At 67.6% G+C, this 26,278-nt stretch carries 22 protein-coding genes; 8 read left to right on the forward strand and 14 right to left on the reverse strand.

Going from position 1 to position 26,278, the window contains the following annotated elements; genetic code table 11:
• Positions 1-212: 212 nt before the first annotated feature.
• Both KUV62_RS15255 and KUV62_RS15260 read right to left on the reverse strand, forming a co-directional pair.
• Positions 213-791: an NIPSNAP family protein gene (locus tag KUV62_RS15255; RefSeq protein WP_222604578.1), complete on the reverse strand. Its 579-nt coding sequence runs from the start codon at positions 789-791 to the stop codon at positions 213-215.
• 95 nt (positions 792-886) lie between these two features.
• Positions 887-1,798 (reverse strand): helix-turn-helix domain-containing protein, encoded by a 912-nt coding sequence (locus KUV62_RS15260; RefSeq protein ID WP_222604579.1) that lies wholly within the window; start codon positions 1,796-1,798, stop codon positions 887-889.
• A 177-nt stretch (positions 1,799-1,975) separates the two neighbouring features.
• Here KUV62_RS15260 and KUV62_RS15265 point away from each other — a divergent pair, with 177 nt between their 5' ends.
• Both KUV62_RS15265 and KUV62_RS15270 read left to right on the forward strand, forming a co-directional pair.
• Positions 1,976-3,673 (forward strand): FAD-dependent oxidoreductase, encoded by a 1,698-nt coding sequence (locus tag KUV62_RS15265; RefSeq protein ID WP_222604580.1) that lies wholly within the window; start codon positions 1,976-1,978, stop codon positions 3,671-3,673.
• Positions 3,670-4,476 carry an SDR family NAD(P)-dependent oxidoreductase gene (locus KUV62_RS15270; RefSeq protein ID WP_261395684.1) on the forward strand — a complete coding sequence of 269 codons (807 nt, stop codon included), beginning with the start codon at positions 3,670-3,672 and terminating at the stop codon, positions 4,474-4,476. Before KUV62_RS15265 ends, KUV62_RS15270 begins: the two co-directional genes overlap by 4 nt.
• Positions 4,477-4,670: 194 nt before the next feature.
• On the opposite strand, the gene KUV62_RS15275 is transcribed toward KUV62_RS15270, so the two are convergent.
• Positions 4,671-5,360, reverse strand: coding sequence for a GntR family transcriptional regulator (locus tag KUV62_RS15275; RefSeq protein WP_222604581.1), 690 nt, complete (start codon positions 5,358-5,360; stop codon positions 4,671-4,673).
• A 25-nt stretch (positions 5,361-5,385) separates the two neighbouring features.
• Positions 5,386-6,126, reverse strand: a complete 741-nt coding sequence (locus KUV62_RS15280; RefSeq protein WP_222604582.1) for an aspartate/glutamate racemase family protein — start codon at positions 6,124-6,126, stop codon at positions 5,386-5,388.
• Positions 6,127-6,430: 304 nt separating this feature from the next.
• Between KUV62_RS15280 and KUV62_RS15285 the strand changes: the two genes are divergently transcribed.
• The 6 genes from KUV62_RS15285 (at position 6,431) to KUV62_RS15310 (ending at position 12,616) form a co-directional block, all read left to right on the forward strand.
• Complete coding sequence (locus KUV62_RS15285; protein ID WP_222604583.1) at positions 6,431-7,474, forward strand: TRAP transporter substrate-binding protein; 1,044 nt, start codon at positions 6,431-6,433, stop codon at positions 7,472-7,474.
• 82 nt (positions 7,475-7,556) lie between these two features.
• On the forward strand, positions 7,557-8,147 hold the full coding sequence (locus KUV62_RS15290; RefSeq protein ID WP_261395685.1) for a TRAP transporter small permease subunit: 591 nt from the start codon (positions 7,557-7,559) through the stop codon (positions 8,145-8,147).
• Positions 8,144-9,445, forward strand: coding sequence for a TRAP transporter large permease (locus KUV62_RS15295; protein ID WP_222604584.1), 1,302 nt, complete (start codon positions 8,144-8,146; stop codon positions 9,443-9,445). The genes KUV62_RS15290 and KUV62_RS15295 overlap by 4 nt, the downstream gene beginning before the upstream one ends.
• A gap of 2 nt (positions 9,446-9,447) precedes the next feature.
• A complete protein-coding gene (locus KUV62_RS15300) occupies positions 9,448-10,890 on the forward strand; it encodes an amidohydrolase family protein (RefSeq protein WP_222604585.1) in 1,443 nt (480 codons plus the stop codon).
• Positions 10,887-11,843 (forward strand): NAD-dependent epimerase/dehydratase family protein, encoded by a 957-nt coding sequence (locus tag KUV62_RS15305; RefSeq protein ID WP_222604586.1) that lies wholly within the window; start codon positions 10,887-10,889, stop codon positions 11,841-11,843. Before KUV62_RS15300 ends, KUV62_RS15305 begins: the two co-directional genes overlap by 4 nt.
• Positions 11,840-12,616 carry an SDR family NAD(P)-dependent oxidoreductase gene (locus tag KUV62_RS15310; RefSeq protein WP_222604587.1) on the forward strand — a complete coding sequence of 259 codons (777 nt, stop codon included), beginning with the start codon at positions 11,840-11,842 and terminating at the stop codon, positions 12,614-12,616. The genes KUV62_RS15305 and KUV62_RS15310 overlap by 4 nt, the downstream gene beginning before the upstream one ends.
• A gap of 537 nt (positions 12,617-13,153) precedes the next feature.
• Here the strand turns inward: KUV62_RS15310 and KUV62_RS15315 are convergent.
• The 10 genes from KUV62_RS15315 to KUV62_RS15360 all read right to left on the reverse strand — a co-directional run bounded on the left by KUV62_RS15315 (position 13,154) and on the right by KUV62_RS15360 (position 26,014).
• Complete coding sequence (locus KUV62_RS15315) at positions 13,154-14,089, reverse strand: aminotransferase class IV (RefSeq protein ID WP_222604588.1); 936 nt, start codon at positions 14,087-14,089, stop codon at positions 13,154-13,156.
• Positions 14,090-14,106: 17 nt separating this feature from the next.
• A complete protein-coding gene (locus KUV62_RS15320; RefSeq protein WP_222604589.1) occupies positions 14,107-15,897 on the reverse strand; it encodes a hydantoinase B/oxoprolinase family protein in 1,791 nt (596 codons plus the stop codon).
• Positions 15,898-15,912: 15 nt separating this feature from the next.
• The gene (locus KUV62_RS15325; protein WP_222604590.1) at positions 15,913-18,018 is read right to left on the reverse strand and encodes a hydantoinase/oxoprolinase family protein; all 2,106 of its coding nucleotides are present in this window, start codon (positions 18,016-18,018) and stop codon (positions 15,913-15,915) included.
• Between the two features lie 25 nt (positions 18,019-18,043).
• Complete coding sequence (locus tag KUV62_RS15330) at positions 18,044-19,003, reverse strand: ABC transporter permease (RefSeq protein WP_222604591.1); 960 nt, start codon at positions 19,001-19,003, stop codon at positions 18,044-18,046.
• A complete protein-coding gene (locus KUV62_RS15335; RefSeq protein WP_222604592.1) occupies positions 19,000-20,010 on the reverse strand; it encodes an ABC transporter permease in 1,011 nt (336 codons plus the stop codon). The genes KUV62_RS15330 and KUV62_RS15335 overlap by 4 nt, the downstream gene beginning before the upstream one ends.
• A 4-nt stretch (positions 20,011-20,014) precedes the next feature.
• Complete coding sequence (locus tag KUV62_RS15340) at positions 20,015-21,496, reverse strand: sugar ABC transporter ATP-binding protein (RefSeq protein WP_222604593.1); 1,482 nt, start codon at positions 21,494-21,496, stop codon at positions 20,015-20,017.
• Between the two features lie 73 nt (positions 21,497-21,569).
• Positions 21,570-22,622: a TMAO reductase system periplasmic protein TorT gene (torT, locus tag KUV62_RS15345; protein ID WP_222604594.1), complete on the reverse strand. Its 1,053-nt coding sequence runs from the start codon at positions 22,620-22,622 to the stop codon at positions 21,570-21,572.
• 264 nt (positions 22,623-22,886) lie between these two features.
• Entirely contained in the window at positions 22,887-23,594 is a 708-nt protein-coding gene (locus KUV62_RS15350; protein ID WP_222604595.1) for a GntR family transcriptional regulator, read from the reverse strand.
• A 10-nt stretch (positions 23,595-23,604) separates the two neighbouring features.
• Positions 23,605-24,918, reverse strand: coding sequence for an aspartate aminotransferase family protein (locus tag KUV62_RS15355; protein WP_222604596.1), 1,314 nt, complete (start codon positions 24,916-24,918; stop codon positions 23,605-23,607).
• Positions 24,911-26,014: a phosphotransferase gene (locus tag KUV62_RS15360; RefSeq protein WP_222604597.1), complete on the reverse strand. Its 1,104-nt coding sequence runs from the start codon at positions 26,012-26,014 to the stop codon at positions 24,911-24,913. The genes KUV62_RS15355 and KUV62_RS15360 overlap by 8 nt, the downstream gene beginning before the upstream one ends.
• Between the last annotated feature and the right edge of the window lie 264 nt (positions 26,015-26,278).

The raw sequence follows: 26,278 nt of genomic DNA on the forward strand, positions 1-26,278 counted from the left end.
ACGCGGTCTTTCAGCACGAGGAGCGCCCCCGCAGGGATCTGCGGGGGCGCCTTGCATCGGGAGACCTGCCGAGAGGCAGGTCAGGATCGTGCATGGGGCACGCTGCGGGTCAAAATCCCGTCGCGGGTTTGGTCCCTCGGGAGCGAGGGCTCCGGTCAGGATTCAGTTCAGAAACGGCTCCGGCCCGCACTCGCAAACAAGTCTGCCGCCACTCACCGCAAGGGTGACAGGCTCAGCGGGCGCAACAGCTCGTGCCGCTCCGCGCCCTCCGCAGAAGCAAACGGATCGCTCCCTGCGTCATGCCCGTAGAGCGAGACCACCGCCCCCGGCGCGGAACCCGAGAGCACCCGCCAGCGCCCGATCAGCCCCTCGCCCGACGCGCCCGCCCCGAAGGTCAGCGACAGCAGCCGGTCGCCGAACATCGGCATGTCCGGGCCTTGCGCCGCGTGCTGCGTCCGGCGCTCCGCGACGACCCCATCGAGCAGCGGCGAGCTCTTTTCGCAGCGCATTAGCATGTTCTCCTGCTTGACGATCAGCGGGAAGCCCTTCGGCACGAAGCCCTGCGTCCAGTCCCGGTCGCCGCCGAGCCCGACCCGCGCCTCGGCGCGCTCCTCGAGCGAGGCATAGATCCACAGGTGGTAGATCCGGTTCAGCGCCCCGGTGTCGGTCAGCCAGTAGCCCGCCATCGGCAGGTGCCGCGTCACGTGCGGCACGCCTTCGGTGCGGAAGATCTCGAGGTAGTCCGGCGCCCGCCCGGGCACCAGATCGTAGACGCGCAGCTCGTGGAACATCGTCCGGGTCTCCTTGTGTCACTCGCCCCGGTTTTACCGGCGCGAGCCACGACCCGGAAATGCATCCCTGCGGATTTGTCTTGCAGATCTGACGCCTAGCCCGCCTGCGCCGCCTCTTCACCGCGCCCTTCGAGCATCTCCTTGCGGTAGGCGCCCGGTGTCTTGCCGACGCGCTTGGTGAAGTAGCGGCTGAAATAGGCGGGATCCTCGAAACCGAGGTCGTAGCCGATTTCGGCCACCGAGCGCTCCATGTAGATCAGGAAGCGCTTTGCCTCGACGATGGTGCGGTCGTGCAAGAGCTCGGACGGCGACTTGCCCGCCCGCGCCCGGCAGGCCTGGTTGAGGCGGTGGGTCGTGACCCCGAGCCCGCTGGCATAATCGGCGATGGTGCGCAGCGTGCGGAAACGCTCCTCGAGCATCTCTCGGAAGCGGCAGACCAGCGCGTAGTCTTTGTCGCCGGCGGCGAATTCCGGCTGCCCTGCCTCGAGCGCCGAGCGCATCACCGAGACGAGGATCTGCAGAACCTGCCCCTGGATCGCGGCGCGCCGCCCCGGCGCCGACCAGACATACTCTCGGTAGCAGCCGCGAAACGCCGCCGCCATGCCGGCGCTGCGCATGCTGTCGCCGTCGAGCGGGTAGACCGCTGGCCGCGACAGCGGCTCGATCAGCCGGGAATCCTGCCCCGCAACGGCCCGCACATAGGAGCTGGCGGCGTTGATCACGTAGCCGTCGGTATCGGCGGCGAAGTCGAAGCCGTGCACCATTCCGGCGGGCACGATTGTCAGGCTGTCGGTGGGCACCGGGAGGGTCTCTCCTTCCACGAGAAAGGTCCCCCCGCCCCGCTCGACCAGCAAGATCTGCACGTGATCGGGATGCGAATGCTCGCGAATTATCCAATTATGCGCGCCGCTTCTTTCGCGGATCGGCTCGATGTGGAGGAAGTCCATCTCCACCTCGGAGATCGGCTCTCCGTAAAGAAAACATAGGGGAATGTTCATATCGAGCATGGCGCGTCTCCTCCTGATCCGGCCGTCTCCCACGTGCTTTCGCACCGGCCGCCGCTACGAAATATACAATTTTTCAGGGCCTGCGTCCATGGCTCGAAACTCGGCTTCCGGCGAGGTTGTCCGTCGAGAGGCGCGGGCCGAAGGGGCCTGAGGGCCGGGATCTACGGGAGGATGGAGATGACGAAGACCCTGACAGACGGGCAGAGCTGCGACGTGCTGGTGGTCGGCTCGGGCGCCGGTGGTCTGGCGACCGCGGTGACCGCCGCCAAGCACGGGCTCGACGTGGTGGTGATCGAGAAGGAGCCGGTCTTCGGCGGCACGACTGCGTTTTCCGGCGGCGTGCTCTGGGTGCCGGGCAACCGCCATTGCGGTGCCAACGACAATCGCGACGAGGCACGGCGCTACATGATGGAGGAGACCGGCAATTTCTACGATGCCGCAGCCGTCGAGGCCTATCTCGAGACCGGGCCCGAGATGCTCGACTGGTTCGAGCGCGAGACCTCGGTGGCCTTCGTGCCGACCCTCTATCCCGACTATCACCCGGACGTTCCGGGCGGGGTCGACGTGGGGCGCTCGGTGCTGGCGGCGCCCTTCGACACCTCGGCGCTCGGCAAGGACATGAAGCGCCTGCGGCCGCCGCTCTCGACGATCACCTTCATGGGGATGATGTTCAATTCCTCGAACGCCGACATCAAGCACTTCTTCAACGCCACCAAGTCGCTGAAATCTTTCCTCTACGTGAGCAAGCGGCTGGCCCTGCACTTCTCCGAGGTGCTGCGTTACGGGCGCGGCGCCAACGTGACCTCGGGCAATGCGCTGGCGGCGCGGCTGGCCAAGAGCTGCTTTGACCTGAACATCCCGATCCACACCGACTGCCCGGCGACCAAGCTGATCTCGGGGCCGGACGGCGTGACCGGGGCCGAGATCAGGACGCCGGACGGCGTCGTCACGGTGACCGCCCGCAAGGGCGTGGTGCTGGCCGCCGGCGGCTTCGCGCAGGACACCGACCGGATCCGCAAGGCCTATCCCCATCTCAAGCGCGGCGGCGAGCATTTCACCCCGGTGCCCGAGGGCAATACCGGCGACGGCATCGATCTCGGAGAGGCCGCGGGCGGCAAGTTCGACGTTCAGTTCCCGAACACCTCCGCCTGGATGCCGGTCTCGAAGGTGCCGACCGGCAACGGCAGCTTCACCGCTTTTCCGCACCTGCTCGACCGCTACAAGCCGGGTATCGTCGCGGTGCTGAAATCCGGCGCGCGATTCACCAACGAAAGCGAGAGCTACCATGATGTCGGCGCGGCGCTGATGGCCGCCTGCGAGGGGGAGACCGAAACCGCCTGCTGGCTGATCGCCGACCAGACCGCGATGCGGAAATACGGTCTCGGCTTTGCCAAACCCGCGCCGGTTCCGACCGCGCTTTACACCCGCAGCGGCTATCTCAAGAAGGGCCGCACGCTGGCGGAGCTCGCGGAGGCCTGCGGCATCGACCCGAAGGGGCTCGAGCGCCACATCGCCGCCTATAACGAAGGCGCCCGACAGGGCGAGGATCCGGCCTTCCGGCGCGGCTCGACAGCCTTCAACCGTTACCTCGCCGACCCGGAGGTCACCCCCAACCCTTGCGTCGCTCCGCTCGAGACCGGTCCGTTCTACGCGGTGAAGATCGTGATGGGCGATCTCGGCACCTTCGACGGCTTCGAGACCACCGTGGAGGGGCAGGTGCTCGACCGCGAGGGCAGCGCCATCCCCGGCCTCTTCGCGGTAGGCAACGACCGCGCCTCGATCATGGGCGGCAACTATCCCGGCGCCGGCATCACCCTCGGGCCGGCGATGACCTTCGGCTACATCACCGGCCGCCATCTGGCAGGTGCGGCATGAGCGCGGCGATGGACTGGCTCGAGCTTGGCGGCAAGGTCGCCGTGGTCACCGGCGGCGGCGGCGGCATTGGGCGGGCCTGTCTGCAGACCTTCCTCGACGCGGGCTGCACCGTGGTCTCGCTCGATCTGGGCGCCGCCGTGGTGGACTCGCTGCAACAGGACTTCGGCGGCGCGCGCTTCCTCGCCATCGACTGCAACGTGACCTCGCCCGAGAGCCTGAGCGCCGCCGCCGAGACGATCGCGGTGCAATTCGGCGGGGCCGACATCCTCGTCAACAATGCCGGCATCCTGCGCCCCGGCCCGCTGGCGCAGCTGTCGCTCGACGACTGGCGGGCGATGCTGGCGGTGAATCTCGACGGGGTGATGCTGGCGACGCAGGTCTTTGCGGCGCAGATGGCGGAACGTGGCGGGGGTGCGGTGGTGCACGTGGCCTCGATCTCGGCCAGCAACCCGCAGCCCTTTTCCGGCGCCTACAGCCCCGGCAAGGCGGCGGTGGCGATGCTGTCGCGCCAGATCGCCTACGAAATGGCGGCACAGGGCATCCGCTCCAACGTGGTGAGCCCGGGCCTCGTCGTCACGCCGCTCAGCGCGGCATTCTACGCCGATGCCGAGGTCAAGGCGGCGCGCGAGCGTCATGTGCCGGCGGGTCGGATCGGGACGCCGCAGGACATGGCCAATGCCGTGGCCTATCTCGCCAGCCCGCGTGCGGGCTACGTGACGGGGCAGGAGATCGTCGTCGATGGCGGTCTGTCGCAGACCGTCATGGGCAATGTGCCGCGCCCGGGTTACACAGCCGGACGCTGACGGGGCTCGTGAAGTCTCATGAGCGCGACCGGATCGCGGCGCTCGGGCGGTCGTTCCCCATTGCCCTGTCGGCGTCTGCCGAAAACGAGGCGCCGGGAGGCTTCGCTGGCGTGGATTTCCGGCGCGTGGAAAATGAAAGACGCGAGGGGCCATCCCGGAGGCGTGCGACCAATCGACTGACCCCGGCCGGCCGCTCAGGAGATCTGCGCGATCGCCCTGAGCATCGCCTCGCAGGTCCTCATGTTGTGCGCCTCAAGGCGCGCGGCAAGATCCAGCGGGGTCCTTGCGCGAAGGGCGATCATGATCTGCTCGTGCTCCGCGAAGCTGTCGGCCACGCGTGTGAAATCCTCGTTCACGACGAAGCGATACCGCCAGATCCGCTGCTGCAGCCCCTCGTAGGTCTCGCATAGCAGGGCATTGCCCGAGATCTGCGCCAGCCCCTTGTGGAAGGCATAGTTCAGCCGGGTGTAATCATCCATCTGCCCCTGCTCGAGCGTCGCGCCGAGTTCGTGGTGCAGCGCGTCGATGGCGTCGAGATCCTCCTGCGTGACCCGTTCGGCAGCGGTGAGGCCGATCAGCCGTTCCAACGCGCCCTTCAGCTCGAAGATCGGCCGGATCTGCTCCGGATCGATCGGCGCTACGATTGCCCCGCGGTTGGGGCGGAGCTGAACGAACCCCTGCACCGCCAGAACCTTGAGCGCCTCGCGCAACGGCGTGCGGGACACTCCGAACATGCGGCAAAGCTCGGCCTCGGGAATGCGCTGCCCGTTTTCCAGCGTGCCCTCGATCATCAGCTGGCGCATCCGGCTGACAAGGGTCTCGTGCAGAGACGCCTCGCCCTCGTCCTCCGGTAGCAGATCATCCCTCAACTCCAGGTCCCCCATCCCGTCTCCTCGTGCCGCCTGCGGGTCATTTGGAGAACATCATGCCGAATTCCGACAGCGGCGTCATGTCCGTCCCTGCTTCCTTAAGACAGCCCCAGAGGGTGAAAGCCACGGAGTCGAGCACCGGAATGCCAAGTTCGCGCTCCAGTTCGGCCGCCACCATGGGGCCGCGCATGTTGGTGCAGACGATCGCGATCGCATCGGGCTTGGCCTCGGCCACCTCGCGGCACATCGCCGCGATCTCTTCTTCGGACACTTCCGAGAACGAAAAATTGTCCGATCGGTTGCTGTGTCGCTCGGCCACGGTTTCGATCCCGATGGCGGCGTAGTTGTCGATGATCTGCTGCTGCACATCGGGTGTGTAAGGTGTCACCAGGCCCAACTTCCTGACATCGAAGGCTTCGAGCAGCGTGTTGAGGCTCTTGATCGCCGTGGTCGCCTTGGCACCCGTGCGCTCGGTCAGCGCCGCGCAGAGCCGATCGTCGCTGTCAAAGCCCAGCCAGCTGGCCGAGGTGCCATTCCACGCAATGACATCGATCTTGGCATCGGCCAGCAGATCCGCGGCCGCAAGGACGGGATCCGTCCCGAACTGCTTGTCGGACCCTTCGTCGAGCGCGATCCGCGTCACGCGCAGGCGGCCGAAATGCACCGACACGTCCGGAAACAGCGGCCACGCCAGCGCCGCGGTGTAAGGTTCGACCACCGTATTGGATGACGGGGTCAGCATGCCGATGATCGTCGGGCCGGAAGAATCGCTTCTCTGCATTCAAAAATTCCATTCACTGCGAGGGTGGCGGATGAATTGCATTCATTTTTTGCAGCTCCGCGCTTGGCTCTGTCCTGACAGCTTGCGCCACGGTCCGGCAATTTCGTCAACACGCCAGTGTCAAGAAAATCCACCAAACGGGCATATGTCTGGCATAATCGGGCTGTTTTTGCCTAAAAATGCACCGTTTCCCGAAGAAATGTAAAAAGCTTGGCGGCGCGTCGCAATTTCCGTTGATCGGCGAGGTCGGTTCCTGAAACGCTCGGATCAGGCAAAAAATGAATACAATCTCAGGGAGACGATAATGCGTAATTCAATCACCACCGTCCTAGCCGCCACCGCTCTGATCAGCGTCCCGGCGCTGGCTTCGGCCCAGAACACGCTCCGCATCGCGGGCAACTTCTCGCAGAACACCAAGCAGGTCTCGATCGAGCAGGCCTTCTTCGAGGGGCTGAGCGAGAACGCCGGCGTCGCGCTCGAGGTCAATTACAACCCGATGGACGTGGTCGGCGTGAAGGCCCCCGACGCCCTGCGCCTGCTGCGCAGCGGCGCGTTCGACGTGATGTCGGTGCAGATCGGCATGGCATCGCGCGATGACCCGTTCTTCGAGGGCATCGACCTGATCGGCGTCGCCACCGACATGGACAGTCTGCACACCGTGGTCGACGCCTATCGCGACGCCTTCGACACCCGCCTTCAGGAGAAGTTCAACGCCAAGGCGCTGACCCTCTGGCCCTTCGGTCCGCAGGTCTTCTACTGCAACGAGCCGATCGAGACGCTGGCCGACCTGGAGGGCATGAAGGTCCGCAGCTTCACGCCGTCGATGTCCGCCATGCTGGAATCCCTGGGTGCGACCCCGGTGACCCTGCAGTTCTCCGAGGTCTATCCCGCCCTGCAGCGCGGCGTCGTGACCTGCGGCGTGACCTCGCCGACCTCCGGCAATACCGGCAACTGGCCCGAGGTGACCACCCACCAGCTGCCGCTGTCGGTCTCCGGCTCGGTGCAGGGGCATTTCATCAACCTCGACACGTGGAATTCCTTCTCGGCCGAGCAACAGGCGGCGCTGGAGGAAGAATTCAAGTCCCTCGAGGATCAGCTCTGGGAGCTCGCCGTGTCGGCCAATGGTGACGCGGTGGCCTGCAACACCGGTGACGACAGCTGCTCGGATCACACGAAGTTCGACATGGAGCTGGTCGAGATCAACGAAGACGATCGCGCGAAGATCAAGGAGATCGCCGAGACCGTCGTGCTGCCGATCTGGAAGGAGACCTGCAACAACGTCGATCCCTCCTGCACCGAGACCTGGAACGCGACCGCCGGCGAAGCCGCCGGCCTGACCATCAACTGAGCCTGTCCAGGGCAAGACCATTTGCGGGGGCGCCGATCCGGCGCCCCCGTTTCCCCATCCACGCAGGCCCGGGAGACACCGAATGTCCGAAGAAAACAGGGTCGCGCAGGCGATGACGCCCGTCGCGCGGTTTCTTGCGCTGGTGGCCGGCTACGCGCTGCTGCTGCTCACCCTGACGATCACAGCCGAGGTCCTGCTGCGGCGCTTCGCCAATGTCTCGCTTCAGGGCGGCGACGAGCTGGGCGGCTACACGCTCGCCATCACCGGCGCCTTCGGCTTTTCGCTGGCCGCGATCGAACGCGCCCATACCCGGGTCGAGATCCTGACCGAGCGCGTCAATCCCGCGGTCGGGTCGGTGCTGAACCTGCTGGCGACGCTGGGCACCATGCTGATGGCGCTCTTCATGGCTTGGCGGGGCTGGGCCGCGCTGATGGAAAGCATTGAATTCAAGTCCCTGTCCGGCACGCCGCTGATGACGCCGCTATGGATGCCGCAAAGCCTCTGGGTCTTCGGTCTGGCGGTGTTTGCCGTGGTCTCGAGTGCGCTGTTCCTGCATGCGGCGATGCTGTTCCTGCGCGACCGCGACCGGCTCAACCGCTTCTACGGGCCGAAATCGCTCGACGATCTCATTCATGAAGAACAGGCCGGCGTGACGGCAAGAGGTGCACAATGATCGGGATCGGAGAAGCAACGCTCGGCTTCATGATGATGCTGGGCCTGATGTTGATCGGCCTTCCCGTGGCCGTGGCGATGTTCCTCACTGCCTTCACCGGCGCGATGCTCACCATGGGCTGGCCGATCCTGATGACCTTCGGCAACCAGATCTGGAGCGGTCAGAACGATTTCATCCTCACCGCGATCCCGCTCTTCGTCTTTCTGGGCGAGATCCTGGTGCGCTCCGGGGTCGCCGACGGGCTCTACCGCGCGCTGTCGGACTGGCTGCGCAAGCTGCCCGGGGGGCTGCTGCATTCCAACATCGGGGCCTCGGCCTTCTTTGCCGCGGTCTCGGGGTCTTCCGTCGCGACGGCGGCCACCATCGGCAACGTCGCCATCCCGATCCTGTCGGAACGCAAGTACGACGAGCGCCTGACCGCCGGCACCATCGCCGCCGGTGCCACGTTGGGCATCCTGATCCCGCCGTCGATCAACATCATCATCTACGGCTCGATGACCAACACTTCCATCGGCCAGCTCTTCGCCGCCGGCATCCTGCCGGGCATCGCTCTGACCGTCGCCTTCATGGCGTTGATCGCGGTGATCTCGATCCTGCACCCCGGCGTGGCAGGCCCGAGCCTGCCCGACCGTCCGATGCGCGAAAAGCTGAAGTCCCTGCTGGAAATCCTGCCACCGCTGCTGATCTTCGCCATTGTCATGGGGGTCATCTACGGCGGCTGGGCCACGCCCACGGAATCCGCCGCCATCGGCGTGACCTGCGCGCTCCTGGTCGCCCTGGCCAAGCGCAAGATGAGCCTGCCGCTACTGCACGAGGCAATGATTTCCACCGTGCGGATCTCGGCGATGATCCTGCTGATCATGGTCGGCGCGCATTTCCTGAATTTCGTGATCGGGATGCTCGGCATCCCCCAGACCCTGACCCGCTTCGTGGTCGATCTGGGCGCGGGGCCGATCCAGGTGCTGTTCCTGCTGATCCTCTTCTACCTCATCCTCGGCTGTTTCATGGAGACGCTGTCGATGATGATCGCCACGCTGCCGGTGGTCTTCCCGCTGGTCGTGCAGCTTGGCATCGATCCGGTCTGGTTCGGCATCTTTCTCGTGCTGATGATGGAGACCGGCCTGATCACGCCGCCCATCGGCATGAACCTCTACATCGTGCAGGGCGTGCGCGGCACCGGGTCGATCATGGATGTGATCTGGGGCTCGCTGCCCTTCGTGCTGCTGATGCTGGCCTTCACAATCCTGCTGATCGTCTGGCCGGGGCTGGTGCTCTGGTTGCCGAACCTGCTGTTCTGACCATGCAGCTTCTGACCGCCGATTGCGTGATCCCCGGAGCAGAGTGGCCCCCGCTGTGCCCCGGGGCCGTGGCGGTGGACGCGGGTCGGATCGCGGCGCTCGGCACGCCCGACGACATGCGCGCCCGCTTTCCCGACGCGGCGGTCACGGCGCTTGGCGATGCGATCCTGTTGCCCGGCTTCGTGAACGCCCACCAGCATGGACGCGGCCTCAGCCAGCTGCAGCTGGGCTATCCCGACGATCAGCTCGAGCCCTGGATCGCCCGGCGGCGCGGTCGCGGGGCGCCCGACGCCTACCTGCTGACCCGGCTCGCCGCGCAGGAGATGCTCCGCAATGGCGTCACCGCCACGCTGCACGCGAATTATTCCTACGGCACCGGCGATTACGAGGCGGAGCTGCGCGGGGCCATCCGCGCTTACGAGGAGACCGGGCTGCGCGCGACGGTTTGCGTGGGCTTTGCAGATCAGGGCGGGCTGGTCTATCCACCCGTCGATGAGGGTGACTTCCGCGCGGGCCTGTCCCCGCACGCCCGGGCCCTCCTGGCCGCGGCCCTCCCCGCCTACCTGCCATTGCATGACACGCTGGCCCTGATGGATCGGCTGCTGGCCGACTACGCCGGTCACCCGACGATCACGCTGGCCCATGGCCCGGCCGGGCCGCAATGGGTGTCGGATGCCGCCTGGAGATCCATCGCCGCCCATGCCGCGCGCACCGGCGCCGGCATCCACTTCCACCTGCTGGAATCCCCGGCGCAGCGCGCCGCCGCCGACACGGTCTACGGCGGGGCGGTCTTGAGGCATCTCGAAGCCCTCGGTGTCTTCGAGAGCCAGGTCAGTGCGGCCCATTTCGCTCAGGCGCGCCCGCGCGACGTGGAGGATGCGCTCCGCCTTGGCCTTACGCTGGTGTCGAACCCCGGCGCCAACATGCGGCTCTGCAACGGTGCTCCGCCCTTGGCCGACTGGCGCGCGGCGGGTCTGCCGGTGGCGCTTGGCACCGACAATTGCGCGCTGGACGACAGCGAGGATTACCTGTCCGAGCTGCGCCTCGGCGGGCTGCTGGCCAGGGGCCGGGGCGCGCCCGTCAGGGCCAACCGGCTGGCGCTGGCGATGGGCACCGAGATCGGCGCCCGGGCGATCTTCCAGCCCGACATCGGCACGATCGCGGCCGGCCAGCGCGCCGATCTGGTGGCCCTCGACCCGACCCGCGCCCGCGGCGGCTACACCGACCCCGATTGCGACCCGCTCGATCTGGTCATCGGCCGCTGCACAGGCGCCGACACGATCCTGACAATGGTCGGGGGAGACATCCGCTACCGCGCTGGCGACCCGCCGCCGCCGGCCGCCGAGGTTGCTGCCATGGCCGCCGCTGCCCGGCTGGCCGGACCGGATGCCGCCACGTGGGCAGAAGAGATCGCCGGAGCCATTCGCCGGAAGATCCCGCGATGAAGGTCCTCGTCACCGGGGCGGCGGGCTTCGTCGGCTCCGCCATCTGCGACGCCCTCTGCGCGCGCGGCATCCCCGTTCTCGGCCTCGACCTGCGCCCGCCGCGGCAGAGCTGGCCGGGGTTGGAGTTCGTCGCCGCAGACCTGCGGGATCAGCGGTCCCTCGATGCCGCCCTGAGCGGGCGCGGCCTGACCCACATCATCCACGCCGCCGCGCTGACCCCCGACGCGGCCTTCGAGGAGGCCAGGCCGGATCTCGTCCTCGACGTCAACCTCCTGGGCACGGTCCGTTTGCTGCAAGCCGCGAAAGCCTGCGGTATCGCCCGCCTGCTGCACCTGTCCTCCATCGCCGTCTACGGCGAAGCGGCACCGGAAGCCGACGGTCTCTATCACGAGGACCGCACCCACCCTGCCCCGCAAAGCCTTTACGGCATCGGAAAGCGCGCTGCCGAGCTGGGCCTGCGGCGCCTCGCCCCGCCTACTGACATCGCGTTCACAGTCCTTCGCCTGGGCCCGATCTTCGGCCTTTACGAGCATGCCTCCGACAGCCGCAAGGTCACCAGCCCGCACCACCAGATCCTGCTGGCCGCGCTGGAGAGCCGCCCGGTCGTGCTGCCCCGCGCTGTGCCGGCCGACTGGTGCTATTCCCGCGATGCCGCCGCCGCCATCGCCGCACTGCTGACCCACGACGCGCCCCTGCCCGAGACCGTGCATATCGGGTCCGGCCAGGTGAGCGACCTGCCTGAATGGTGCGCCGCGCTGGCCGCGCATCTGCCTTTGACATGGCAGATCGACGCCGCAGCCCCGACGATCCGCTACGGCTATGCCACCGACCGCCCGGCGCTCTGCATCGACCGCCTGCGCTCGCTGGTGCCTGCCTCGCACACCCCCCTGCCCGATGCCGCCGCCGACTGGCTCGCCCACATCGCGCATCCCTCGAAGGAGAGCCTCTCATGACCCAACGCCTTGCCGGCCGTGTCGCCATCGTAACCGGGGGATCCTCGGGCATCGGGCGTGCCATCGTCCGGAAATACGCGGCCGAAGGGGCGCATGTCTTCGTCGCCGACATCACCGAAGAGGCGGTTGAAGGCGGCCGTCCGGTCTGCGAGCTCGTGGCAGAGGACGGTGGCTCCGCCGCCTTCGTCAAGACCGATGTCTCGCGTGCCAGTGACGTCGAGGCGCTGGTGGAACAGGCGGCAGCCCATAGCGGTCGCCTCGACATTCTCGTGAACAACGCCGTGCTGCGCGCCGGCAAGCCGCTGGTCGAAACCGAGGAAGCCGACTGGGACCGCGTGATGGACGTGAGCCTCAAGGGGGCCTACCTCTGCGCCCGGGCTGCCGTTCGCCAGATGATGACGCAGGAGATCCGCAACGAAGTGCGCGGCCGCCTGATCCACATTTCCTCCCAGCACGGCCACGTCTCGGCGCCCGAGGATTTCGCCTACGGTGTCAGCAAGGCGGGCATCGCCTACATGACCCGTCAGATCGCCGCCGATTACGGGCCGCACCAGATCGTCTCGAATGCCGTCGCGCCGGGCAAGATCCTAACCGGCAAGGGCGGCCGCGCCGTGGAGCCGCGCTGGCTCGACTATTCCAACCAGCGCACCCCCTGGCCCCGCCTCGGCACCCCAGACGACGTCGCCCGCGCGGCGCTTTTCCTCGCCAGCGACGAGGCGACCTATCTCACCGGGCACAATCTCTTCGTCGATGGCGGCTGGATGGCCGCCTGATCCACGCAAACGGGCGCCGAAGATTCCCGGCTGCGAGTTCGTCACCCCGGGGCGGCCACATGGTCACCGCCGCCGCCGAGCGCGTCTCACCAGCGGCGCAGGCAGGACCGGGCGATCTTTGGCGCGCTCCAAAAGTGGCGCGCACGGCATGTGATCTCGGATCAGGTTGCCTTCGGCGCACGGGCGATCTCGACCGGTCGGGGCAGTTTCGAGACTGTGTAGGTGGAGAGTTTGCAGCGAGGCCGCCGCCGACATGGGCCCCGGCTACTGAGCCTTTGTGGCTACGTTCAATGCAGGGGCCATTGCGCGCGGATCGTGATCACAGGGGAATGCGACGCGCCTTCAAGCGCCGTCATCCAGACTCCGCGTCTTACCCCGTCCAGCCGGGGCCACGGCTTCTGACCTCTGGAGCGGCGACGCTCCAGAGCCGACTGTTTGAAAACAGAGAACGCCCAGAATCTCAAGCAGGCGCGAGCAAGCAGTCACTGCCTCTGCACCGGGTGATCATGTGTCCAAGCGCAGCGTGGAGCGGCACGGTCACACGGTGACCGGCGTCGCGTGCCAGCCGTCTGCCCGCCTGCGCCAATAGCGCGTGCGCAACTGCTCGGTGAGCGGCCCCGGTGCGTCGTTGCCCAGAACCCTCTCCCCGATCCGGCGAGCACCCCAGATGCCGCCCGCGGTGGTGGCGCAGAAAATCTCGTCAGCAGCCACGAACTCGGCCTCGGAGATGTCGCGCTGTTGGAAAGGCACGCCGATCTCCTCGCAGAGCTCGAACACCGAGCGCCGGGTGATGCCCTCGAGCGCGCCGCTTCGCGGGCTCGAGACCACGCCGCCCGAGACGCTGAACACGTTGAAACCCGGCCCTTCCGTCACATGGCCGTCGCCGTCGAGCAGGATCGGGAAATCGGCCCCCTCCGCCTCGGCCTCGAACAGCCCCTCGGTCAGGTCGCCCCAGTGGAAGTTCTTCACCCGCGCGTCGAAGCTCGACATCGGGATGCGGCGGACCTCGGGGATCATCAGTGTCACGCCGCGCCGCTGCTGCTCGGGGCTGGCGACCCAGGTCCAGGGCAGCGCCTGGCACAGCAGCCAGGGACGGGCCGAGGACGGCAGCCGGGGCGCGCCCGGCGGCGGCGTGCCGCGCAGGCAGTCCATCGCCACATAGGCCGAGCGCAGGCCCGAACGCCGTACGCATTCGATCAGGATCTCCCGGATCTCGGCGTTGCTTTCCCGCGGGCGCAGGCGCAGGCGGTCCATCGACGCCCGGAACCGGGCAATGTGATCGTCGAGCCGGAAGAAGCAGCCGTCCCAGACCCCGACCACGTCATAGGTCACGTCCGAGCGCCGGTAGCCCCAGTCGCTCGCCGGCAGGCGCGCCTCGGAGGCCGGCATGAAGGCGCCGTCCATGTAGGCGGCGCCCTGCGGCCACTCCGCCCCGTCGCGGGGCGGGGCGGCGGTCAGGTCGAGATGGGCCATTGCCGCAGCCTCCATACTCATGCACGCAACGCGGCGGTGCCGTCTGCATCGACCTCGTAGAGCCCGGGCTCGCCGGCCTCGCGCAGGGCGACCTTGTAGACCTCGCGCGCCAGCGAGAGGCTGAGCCAGCCGCGATTGACGCTGGCCGCCACCCGCGCCGGATCGCGCGCTTCGGGAGCACCGTAACCGCCGCCACCGCAGGACGTGAACTCGCATTTTTGCCCAGCGGCAAAATTCTCCTCCGAGAATTCCGCCAGCGTGACGCGGGCCCCGTCCGGCTCGATCCGCACTGTGTCCGAGGCCCCGCCCGGCTGGCCGCCGAGCACGCCCTTGGGCGGGTTGACCTTGCCATCGGCGGCGTAGGCCACGGTCATCGTGTGGTCGAGCGGATAGAACACGCCGTCCATGCCCGGCGCGCCCTCGTATTCGCCGAAGCCCTGGCTGTCGGTCTTGACGCCGCGACGCTCGATGAGGATCGGGTACATGCTCTCGTCGACCTCGACGGAGTCGAGCTGGATCAACCCGGCATTGGCCGGTCCGCAATAGGTCAGCCAGCCGTCATGGCCACTGTTGGCGCCGCCGCCGCCGTAGCCCACGAAAACCTGGTTGATGTAGCTCTTGCCCTGCTTGAACGGGTCGTCGCCAGAGATCACGCCGACGCCGGCGGGCAGGTGGAATGCGCTTTCGGCGTGGCCGTAGGGGGCGCCCATCTCCGAGAACACCGCGTTACCGGCGATCATCAGGCGGTCGTTGACATTGGTGGTCGCGACCGAGGTGCCGACCGGGTATTTCGGTTTGCCGATGGCAGAGCCCTCGCGCATCTCGACCCGCACGCGGGACTTTGCGCCCTCGTTGTGCGGCACGCTCTCGTCGAGGTTGTTGAACACGCCGATCCGGCACGAGCCGGTGCAGGTGTTCTCCGACAGGTTCAGACCGCCGGGGACGCAGTCGATGTTGTCGCGCACGTCGACCACGATCTCGCCTTCCTCGGGATCGACCCGAACGGTGACGTTGATCGGGATCCCGTCATCGGCGACGCCGGGCACCGGGTCATGGGCCAGGCTGTAGGTGTAGTCGCCGGCCGGCAGCTTCTGGATCGCGGCCTTGGCGGCGCGTGCGCCGTAATCGAACCAGTCCTTGATGAAATCGAGCACGGTCTCGCGCCCGTAGCGTCCGCAGAGCTCGCGGATGCGGCGCTCGCCGGTGCGGCAGGCGCCGATCTGCGCCCGCACGTCGCCGAGCCAGAGGTCCGGCACCCGGTTGCGCATCGATCCGATGCGCAGGATGTCGGCCTTCTCCTCGTAGTTCTCGGCGATCCTCACGCAGGGGAAATGCATGCCCTCCTCGAAGATGTTCTTGGCGAAAGGCAGGTAGGTCGACGGTGCCGGTGCACCGGTATCGGCATGGTGCGACAGCGCGACGACCCAGAACAGCGGAACGCCCTCCACGAAGACCGGCATTGCCATGATCAGGTCGGCGTGATGCGTGCCGCCGGTATAGGGGCAGTTGTTGACGAAGATGTCGCCCTCGGAGATGTCGTCGAACAGCTCGGTGAGGGGCCGCGTCGCCATGTCCATCGACATGACGTGGATCGGCAACGCGTCCTCGACCGTCACCAGCTCGTGGTCATAGGTCAGGATCGCGCAGGAGAAATCGCGGGCGTTCTTGATGACGGCCGAGCGCGAGGCGCGCATGACCACGAGGGTCATCTCGCGCACGATCGCCTCGAAGCGGCTCTTCAGCACCGAGATCATGAAGGGGTCGATGCGGCGGTCGCCCTCGGGGGCGGAGGTCAGGGGCATGTTCATGGCAACTCTCCTGGGTCAGGCCGGGATCTGGGCGGTGGTGACGGCGATGGCGCCGGCACGCGTGGCATCGACGGTGACGCAGAGATTGCCCTGCGCATCGAGCACGCCGTCATGCCCGGCCTTGAGATAGGCGGTGAAGGTCGGGGCCTCGACAAGGCAGGGTCCGGGCAGCGCCGCCCCCGCGCCGAGATCCGACAGATCGTAGACCGGCAGCTGCTCGATCTGCCTGGTCTGCTCGGAATAGACCCCGCGATGGCCCTTTGCCCGAGTCTCGCCCTGCTGCGCCGGCAGCGAGAAGCGCGACCACATATCCTGCCCGGGGCGGTGCCCGATGGCGCGCAGCTTCCACGAGGTGAACTCCACCGTGTCGCCGTCGGTGCGGATCGAGTAGATGCGCTCGTGCATCCGGTGGAAGGCCTCGACCATCTCGGGCAGGTGCTCGGGCGTCAGCGGGCCGTCGATGGTGAGCGGCACTTCGATCTCGAAACTCTGGTACTCGTAGCGGCCCATGAAGGCGATCTCGAAGCCGCGGGCCTCCTCGGGGACGCCGGCGTCTTCGAGGAAGGCGCTGCCCTGCGCTTTCAGGGCGTCGAGCGTCGTGTTGACCGCATCGAAGTCGAACGCCGCATCCGAGGTCAGCGCCACCGCCGCCTCCTCGCGGCGGATGTCGGAGATCAGCCCGCCGAAGGCCGAGAGCCCCGCCATGAAGCGCGGGATCATGTAGCGGGTGAGCCCGAGGATATCGACCATCTCGGCGATGTGGATCGCCGTCGCGCCGCCGCCGCAAACGAAATAGCTGTCGCGGGGGTTGATGCCCTCGCGCACGGTGATCTCCTCGATGGCGGCGACCATGTTGTGGTTCGATGTGGTGTAGATCGAATAGGCCGCCTCCTGCAGCGACACGCCGAGCGCGGTGGCGATCTTTCCGACGGCGCGCTCGGCCGCGGCGCGGTCGAGCTGCATCTTGCCGCCGAGGAAGTAGTCGGGATCGACGATGCCGAGGATGACGTTGGCGTCGGTGACCGTCGGCTCCGTGCCACCATGGCCATAGCAGGCCGGACCGGGGCGCGCGCCGGCCGAGTGCGGCCCCACATGCAGCAGGCCGCCCGCATCCACCGAGGCGATCGAGCCGCCCCCAGCCCCGACCGAGCGCACATCGACCTTGGGAATGCCGAGATTGTCATCGTGGATCATGCTGTCCGGCGTCACGATGATCTGGTGATCGCGCAGCGCCGAGACGTCGAAGGTGGTGCCGCCCATGTCGCCCACGATGATGTCGGGCGCGTCGGAGAGCGCCAGCGCCGCCATCGGCGCCAGCGTCGGTCCGGACATCACCGAGTAGATCGGTTTGCGCAGCATCTCGGGCAGCGGCATCATGCCCCCGACGCAATTGGCCAGCAACAGCTCGCCGCCATAGCCCTGCGCGTCCAGCGCGGTCTTCAGATCCTCGATGTAGCGCCGCACGATCGGGCTGATCGAGGCGTCGATGGCGGCGGCGATGACGCGCTTGTACTCGCGTGGCATGGGGTTGATCTCGTGGCTGAGGGTGACCGGCACGCCGGGCATCTCCTCGGCGAGGATCTCGCGCACCCGCAGCTCGTGGACCGGATTGACCACCGACCAAAGCAGCCCGACCGCGACCGCCTCGACCTTGCTCTCCGCGAGCTTTGCCGCGGCGGCGCGCACGGCGGTCTCGTCGAGCGGCGTCAGCTCGCGGCCGCGCGCATCGATGCGCCCGGGAACCGTGTGGGTCAGGTGGATCGGTACATAGGGCTCAGGGTAATCGATCTTCCACTGGAAGGCGCCCTTGCGGGGCCCCTCGCGCAGCACGAGGATATCGCGATGCCCCTCGTTCAGCAGCAGCCCGACCTTGACGGTCTTGCGCTCGACCAGCGCGTTGGTCGAGACGGTCGAGCCGTGAACGATCATCTCGATCTCCGAGAAGAACTGCCCGGGGCTGCGCCCCAGCCCTTCGGCGGCGACATGCAGCACGTTGATGAAGCCCTTCTCGAATTCGCCCGGCGTGGTCGGCGACTTGAAGATCGAGATGCCGCCGTCGGGATCGGAGACGAGGCAGTCTGTGAAGGTGCCGCCGATGTCGATGCAGACCTGGTAGCTCATGGGAAATGCCTTTCGTGAAGGGCGGTCAGCGGCGCGCGCCGTCCCGCCCGAGGATGAGGCTGAGCACGATGATCGCGCCCAGGAAAACCTGCTGGATGTAGCCGTCGACCTGCACGAGGTTCATGCCGTTCGACAGCACGGTGATGAACAGCGCCCCGAGCAGCGCCGAGCTGATGCCGCCTTCGCCGCCGGTGAGCTTGGCGCCTCCGACAACCGCCGCCGCGATGGATTCCAGCGTCAGGTTGCCGCCGAGATTGGGCTCTCCCGAGCCGGTCCGGGCGGTCAGCAGCAGCGCGCCGATGCCGGCGAGAAGTCCGCAGATCGCATAGGCCGCGATCAGCACCGCGGCGGGGCGGATGCCGGCCGCGGTGGCGGCACGGGCGCTGGCGCCGACGAGGTAGAGCCTCCGGCCAAGCGTGGTGAAGCGCAGCATCAGGCCGATCGCCAACAGAACGATCAGCGCGACCCAGATCGCCGCGCGGATGCCGAACAGGCTGCCTTGCGCGAAGATCGCGTTGAACGCGGGCGGCAGCGGGGCAACCGGGAAGCCGCCGCTCAGGGTCGAGGCCAGCGCCATGACGACGTAGGAGGTGCCGAGCGTTGCGACGAAGGCGTTGATCCCGATGGCGCCGATCAACAGGCCGTTGAACAACCCCACCGCCAGCGCGATGCCGCAGCCTGCCGCGAGCCCAGCGGCGACGCCGGCCGAGGTCATCGCCATGCCGGCCCCGACGCTGACCAGCGAGACCGTGACGCCCAGCGACAGGTCGAAGCCGCGGGTCAGCAGCACGACGCATTGCGCGGCGGCGAAGATCGCGAGGAAGCTCGTCTGGAGCGCGATGTTGCGCAGGTTGGCGCCCGAGATCACCCGCGGCTCGATCAGCGCGAAGACGAGCAGCAGTGCAACGATGCCGAGAGGCAGGCTGAAGGGTTTGAGCCGGTCGGCCAGCGCCGGGGCGGAACGGCGTGTCATCACGTCGGTCATTCTGTCTTCTCCCGCAGCACGAGCCGTTCGAGAGCCAGCGCCCCGAGCAGGACGAGGCCCAGCACCAGTGTCTGGAACTTGCTGTCGATGCGCATCAGGTTCATCGCGTTGGCCATCACCGTCAGGAACAGTGCCGCCAGCGCCACCAGCTCTGCCCGCGCGACGCCGCCGCGCAGAGAAACGCCTCCGATCACCGCCGCGGCGATGGTCTGCATGGCCAGGGTTTCGGCGATGGTGCCCTGCCCCGATCCAAGCCGGGCGGTCATCAGGAACCCGGTAACCCCCGCCAGCGCTCCGGCCAGAGCATAGGTCGCGATCAGCACCTTCGCCCTCGGCACACCCGAGAGCAGCGCGGCGCGCGCGTCGGAGCCCACCGCGTAGATATGCCGCCCGAAGCGGGTGCCGCGCTGCATCACGATGCCAAGGGCGACCAGCGCCAGCGCGATCAGCGCGACATAGGGCACCGGGCCGATGCGGCCGCGGCCGATCAGGTCGATGAAGCCCTCTGAGACGCCGTAGATCGGGATGCCCTGGGTCTGGAACAGCACCACGCCGACGATCGCGGAGGCGGTGGCCAGCGTCACCATGAATGCCGAGATGTTAAAGCGCGCGACCAGCCAGCCGTTGAAGGCTCCGATCGCGAGCCCGAGCGCCAGCGCCGCCGCCAGTGCGGCAAGCACCGGCGCGACCCCCGCCTCCGGCAGGTCGGCCCCCATGCTGCGCATCACCAGCGCCGAGACCACCGAGCCGCTCGCCACGACCGCGCCGAGGCTCAGGTCGAACCCGCCGGTGGTCATCACCAGCATCTGCGCCAGCGCCGGGATCGCGAGGAAGGCGAAGTTGCGCCCCATGTTCATCAGGTTCAGCTTGTTGAGGAAACGCGGCTCCACCGCCGCCGATACCGCGACGACCAGCACCAGCAGAACCAGCACCACGCCGCCGTTGACGAGAAACCCCTCGAGCCGGGACGGGCCGGCAGGGGCGGGATTGTCGGTCGTCACGCTCATGCGCTCACTCCCCGAAATAATGCGATAGGATGGCGGTTTCCGAGGCCTCGTCCCGGGCGATCTCCTGCACCACCGCACCGCCGGCCATGACGTAGATGCGGTCTGACAGGTGCAGCAGCTCCGGAAGCTCGGAGGTCGAGACGATGACGCAGGCGCCGCTCTCGGCCAGCTGCTTGATGAAGCGATAGACATCGGTCTTGGCGCCAACATCGATGCCCACAGTGGGCTCGTCGAAGAGGTAGACGTCGAAATCGTCGACCAGCCCGCGCGCCAGCATAACCTTCTGCTGGTTGCCGCCCGAGAAGGCCCCGGCCCGGCGTTCAGGCATCATCGGGCGCAGCCCGAGCTTGTCGAGCGGGCCGGCAACCACCTCGGGCTCGGCGCCCGCGCGCAGCAGGCCGCCCCGGCTCAGCTTGCGGAGCCGCAAGCCGGCCATCGACACGTTCTCGCGGGCCGGGCGGTTCAGCGCCAGGCCCTCCGCGGCGCGGTCGCCGGGGAAATAGCAGATCCCGGCCGCGATCATCCGGTCCGGGCGCGGCTTGGCCACCGGGGTCTCGCCCAGCACGACCTCCCCGGAGGAGATGTCTTCAAGTCCGAAGATCGCCCGGCAAAGCTCGGAGCGGCCGCAGCCGACCAGCCCCGCCAGACCGATCACCTCGCCCTTGCGCGCCTCGATCGAGGCGGCGCGGATGCTGCCTGTCGCTGTACTGAGATCGCTGACCCGCAGCGCCGGTGCGCCGGGACTGTTGTGGATCTCGGGAAACAGCTCGTCGACGGGGCGGCCGACCATCATCTCGATCAGTTCGGCATCGGTCACGTCGGCGGTGTGCACGGTGGCAATCAGCCGCCCTCCGCGCAGAACGGTGACACGGTCCGAGAGCCGCCGGATCTCGGCCATTCGGTGCGACACGTAGAGGATCCCGACGCCCTGCGCCTTGAGCCGTGCCACCGCCTCGAAGAGTTTCTCCGCCTCGCCATCGGTGAGCGAGGCGGTCGGCTCGTCCAGGATGAGGATCTTGGGCGACAGCCGCAGCGCCTTTGCGATCTCGACCATCTGCTTCTGGGCGCGCGACAGGCGCGACACCTTTTCGTCGAGCGGCAGGGAAAACCCGATCCGGCTCAGCAGCGCCTCGGCCTCGCGGCGCATCTCGCCGCGGCGCAGGAACGGCCCGCGCGTCGCCTCGCGCCCGAGGAAGAGATTGTCGAGCACGCTGAGCGCGGGTGCGAGGGAGAATTCCTGGAAGACCGGCGCCACGCCGACCTCGCGCACCCGCAGCGGCGAGAGGTCCAGCAGCGACCGCCCGTCGAGCTGCACATTGCCCTCGGACGGTGGGAAGGTGCCGCAGATCGCGTTGATCAGCGTCGATTTTCCGGCGCCGTTTTCGCCCAGCAGCGCGTGCACCTCGCCCGGCAGGAGGGTGAAGTCCACCGCCTCCAGCGCCGTGAAGCCGCCGAAGCGCTTGGTCAGTCCCGATACGTTGAGCATGAATATCCTGTTCGCCCCGATCGCGGGGCTCTGGGGATCAGGCGCCCGCCCCGATGGGGCGGGCGCGGCGGCGTCACTCGACCGAGAACACCGGCTGCGTGCCTTCGGGGGCAAAGATCTGCGTCGTGTCGTACTCGGCGATGTTGTCGGCGGTCACGAGGCCCGGCGCCACCAGCAGCACCTGCTCGTAGGGCTCGCCCTCAAGCGCGCGGATCGCCAGATCGACCGAGATCTCGCCGATCATCACCGGGTACTCGGTGGCCACCAGCTGCACCTTGCCGTCCTCGATCATGCTCAGCATGGTCTGGTTCTCGTAGCTGGCAAAGATCGACACGTCGCCGTCCATGCCGGCATCGGCAAGCGCGCCGACGGCGGCCTCGGCAGCGGGCGCACCGCCCCAGAGCATGGTTACGTCGGGGTTGCTCATCAGCGCGTCCTCGACGAGACGAAGCTGTGCCGGCACGCTGGCCTCGCCGAAATACTCGCCCGCCACGCTGATGCCCGCCTCGGCGGCGCCGTCGACGAAGCCCTGCAGGTAGGTCTCGGCCCAGCCGCTGCCCTGCGGCCCGGGGAAGGCGATGGCGCTTGCCCCCTCGCCCAGCGTCTCGCCGGCATAGAGCGCACCCTGGTAGCCCTTCTGGTAGTAGTCCGGCGTGATGCGCGCGGTGATCGGGGTCTCCAGCACCGGGTTGGCGAGGGCGATATTGACGATGCCCTTGTCCATGCCCTCGGTGATCTTGGCCGCCATGCCGGCCTCGGAAATGGCTCCGATCAGGATCGCATCCGCCCCCGAAGCCATGCAGTCATCATATTGCGCCACCTGGCGCGGCAGGTTGGCATAGCCGCCCGCCTGGTAGACCGTCATCTTGACGCCCTGGCGCTTGGCGGCGTCCACCAGGCCGTGATCGATCGCGACCCAGTAGCTGTCTTGCATGTGTGGAACCACGACGCAGAGGTTCCACGGTTTCGAGGCCTTTTCGAGCGGTTGGTAAGCGATGGTCTCGACGGTCTCAAGATTGCCGTTCTTGGCGGCGTTGATCTCGAACGGCCACCAGTCCTGCGCTTGCGCGGCGGTGCCGCCAACGACAAGAGCCAGCGCTGCGGAGGTCAGCTTCAGGGCAGTCATGTCAGTGTCTTCCTCTGTTGGAACGCCGGTACGCCGGCTGCGTGTCTCGTTGCGGCGGGTCGGTATCCGAGGCGCCGATGATTCATATCGTGTAATTTATAAATTATGACGTCAAGCGGCCGGGCCGAGGAGGCTCACGAAATTCATGATGGTGCTCAACGCGTAAGCAACTTTTCGGAGAGCCTTGCGGACTTTCGGGATTATGCGGGCGCACCGGTGCCGTCGTTGCGGACAGGTCCGCAGCGAGCAGGCCCCCGGTGGCGGTCAGCCCTGCGCGTCTTGCCGGTCGAAATAGGCGAGGAAGCTCGCGGTGCCGTTGACGATGTCGGACTGGATCTGCAGCTCCGCCGCGGCGCCGTCGCCGGCGGCCAGTGCCGCCAGGATCGAGTCATGCACCTCGGCGCCGAAATAGCGCCGGCTGCCCGGCTCGTAGAACACCGTCAGCATCGGCCCCATCGCGACCCAGAGCTGCTCGATATGGCTGATCAGCAGCGGCATCCCCGACAGCTGATAGACCCCGGCATGGAACTGACGGTTCAGCCGCGCGGCCTGCTCCGCCTGCTCGGGCGCCTCGGAGGCAGCGTAGGCGCGCTGGATCTCGCGCAGCGGCTCGAGATCCTCGGGCGTACAGCGCGTGGCGGCGATCCGGGCCGCGAGCCCCTCGAGCTCGATCCGCATGGCACGGACCTCGAGATAGCGCTCGCGATCCATCTCCGGCACGAAGAGGAAGCGGCCCGAACGCAGCTCGAGCCCGCCTTCGCTGGCAAGCCGCATCGCGGCTTCTCGCGCTGGCGTGATCGAGGTGCCGAAATGATCTGCCAGGTCTTGCAGGATCAGCCGTTGTCCAGGTGAAAATTCACCTTCGATCAGCCCCCGCCGCATCGCTTCGTAAGCGCGTGCCGAGAGGCTCCCCGACGCGATGGGCTTCAGGTTGCCGGTGCGCGACATGCTCGGCTTGGCAGTGTCTGGCATGAATCTCCTCTCACGCTCGCTGCGGAGCGCCCCTCCCGGATCGAGCGCCGAGAATGTGGCAAAGCCCGTCCTGCGACAAGCCCTCATCGAGCGCAGTGAGCAATTCCGCGAGATCGCCCTCGCCGAAGGGCAGTGGCGGGCGGATCTTCAGCGCCTGCCCGTGTGAGCCGCAGCTGCCCAGAAGCACGCCGCGCCGGCGCATGTCGTTGAGCAGCCAGCTGATGCCCTGCCCGGCGGTCTCGGGGGCGCCGCGCAGTTCGAGCGCCGCGTAGAGCCCGGTGCCGCGCACCTCCGCGACCACCTCGGGATGACGTTCCGCCAGCGTTGCAAGACCCTGCTGCAGAGACCGGCCCACGCTTGCGGCATTGTCCTGCAGGCCCTCGTCTCGGATCACGTCGAGCACCGCGAGCCCCACCGCCGCCGACACCGGGTTGCCGCCGAATGTATTGAAATAGCGGGTTTTCGCGCCAAACTCTGCCAGCAAGTCGGGCCGGATCACCATCGCGGCAAGCGGGTGTCCCGCGCCCAGCGGCTTGCCCAGCGTGACGATGTCGGGCGTCACTCCGTGGCGTTCATAGGCCCACATATGCGAGCCGACCCGGGCCAGCCCCGCCTGCACCTCATCGGCGATGAACAGGCCACCGGCCTCGCGGATCGCGTCGACCGCGCCCGCGATGCAGCCCGGCGGATCGAGATAGACCCCGTCGCTGGCAAACACCGTGTCGAACAGCAGCGCCGCCGGACGCAGCCCTGCCGCCTGCAGCGAGGCGATGGCGGCCCGTACTTCGGCGGTGAAGCCCGCACCGGCGTCGGCCGCCGAAGGCGGCGCCACGGTGCGCACATGCGCACCCAGCGGGTTCGCCGTGCCCAGCGAGGGCGAGAGCTCGGCCAGATCGGCGGTGACGCCATGATAGGCGTTCGAGGTCACGATGATGCCGGTGCCACCGGTCACCGCGCGCACCACCCGCAGCGCCAGATCGTTGGCCTCGCTGCCGGTGCAGGTGAACATCACCTGCGACAGGGCCGGATCGAACAGTGCCGTCAGGCGCTCGCCATACTCGACGATCCTGGGATGGATGTAGCGCGTGTGGGTGTTGAGCTCGGCCGCCTGCGCGGCCAGCGCCTCGACCACGCGCGGGTGGCAATGCCCGACCGAGGGCACGTTGTTGTAGGCATCGAGATAGGCCCGCCCCTCGGCATCGTAGAGCCGGACCCCCTGCCCGCGCACCGGGTGCAGCGGGGCGTCGTAGAAATGCCGGTAGGCGGGGCCGAGGGTGCGGCTGCGGCGCGCCATCAGGGTGGTCTCGAAAGCGGGCTCAGTCATGGCAAGGCGTGTCCAGGTGGGATCTGTCGAAGGCAAAGGGGGCCCGGCCCGGGCTTCCCTCCGGGGGGAGAAGCCGCTCGGCCAGCGCGCGCCCGGCATCGAAATGGCGCAGCAGATAGGCGCGGTTGGCGGGGAACAGCGCGCTGCGCCAGAGCGGAATGATCAGCCGCAGGAGCATCCGCGCGAGCATGGCGTCGGGCAGCGCCGCGAGTTCGTCATCGCCAAGCGCGATGACCTCTTCGTAGCCGGCCACGAGGTTGGCGAGCTGCGGCGCGAGCGGGCGGTCCGGGAGGGTGAAGTAGCTGGCGGCGATCGAGATGTCGTTGATGCGCGGTGCGATCACCATGTCGCCGAAATCGAAAATTCCGCTCAGTGTCAGAGGGTTGTCTTCCGCCACCAGCATGTTGCTCTGGCTCAGGTCGTTGTGGATCAGCTGCGCCGGCAGGGCGCCGAGGGCCGGCATCCGGTGTTCGAGATGGTCCATGCCGCCGAGGATGCGGGCGCGCAAGGCGGCATTCTCGACCATCTCCGCCGCTTCCCGCAGGCGTGGCGCATTCATCTGGTCCCACAGCAACACCCGGTTTGCCGCCGGACAGTCGAGCCCGCGGAGCGCATGGTGCAGCTCGGCGATGCCGCGCCCGATCATGCGCTGTTGCGCGGCACTCCCGTCCGGCTGCGGCGCCCGGCCCGGCATCAGGTCGATCAGCACCGCGTGGAAAGTGCCGCCCTCGGCGTCCGTGACCACCGCCTCGAGGGCGCCGTCGCGGGTCGGGTAGATCTTCGGGGTAAGCCCGATGTCGCTGCGCTCGAGATGCAACATCACCTGATGCTGAAACGCCCGGACCTGGGCTTCGTCGTCGGGGCTGAAGATCTTCAGGACGAGACGGCGGCCGCCGGCAAGCTCGACGCGTGTGTTGCAGTCCCGCTCGCCGCCAAGGTCAGTCAACGTGCCTTTCAGCTCCCAGCCGTCAAACAGGATCCGTGCGAGCCGGTCATCGGCAAAGGCGGGGCGCGGCGCAAGAAAGCCGCCCGCGGCGGTGGCCAGCAGGGGATCCTTGAAGTCGGGCCAGTAGGCGTGGAGAGCGCTGGAGGTCATGATCTTCACCGGTTTGGGCAGTTCTCTTATATTTTATAAAATAAGCGCCCGCAAGCGTGATCGCGTCTGCGACCGTCGCACAAATCTGGCGATGGACGGCGCTGGTCGTGACGGCGCTTTTCCGTGGGACGGATGCGGTCCGTCCTGCGCTCGGCGATGGGTCGCAGCGGCAGCCTGCGGTTTGCAGCCGGGTCAGGACATGAGGCGTCGAGTTGGCATCGAAGGCGCTGGCGTGATCGCGGCGCCGCAAGCGGGCAGGGTCTG

Origin of the sequence: Salipiger bermudensis, assembly GCF_019801965.1 — a bacterium.
Classification (GTDB): Bacteria; Pseudomonadota; Alphaproteobacteria; order Rhodobacterales; family Rhodobacteraceae; genus Salipiger; species Salipiger bermudensis_A.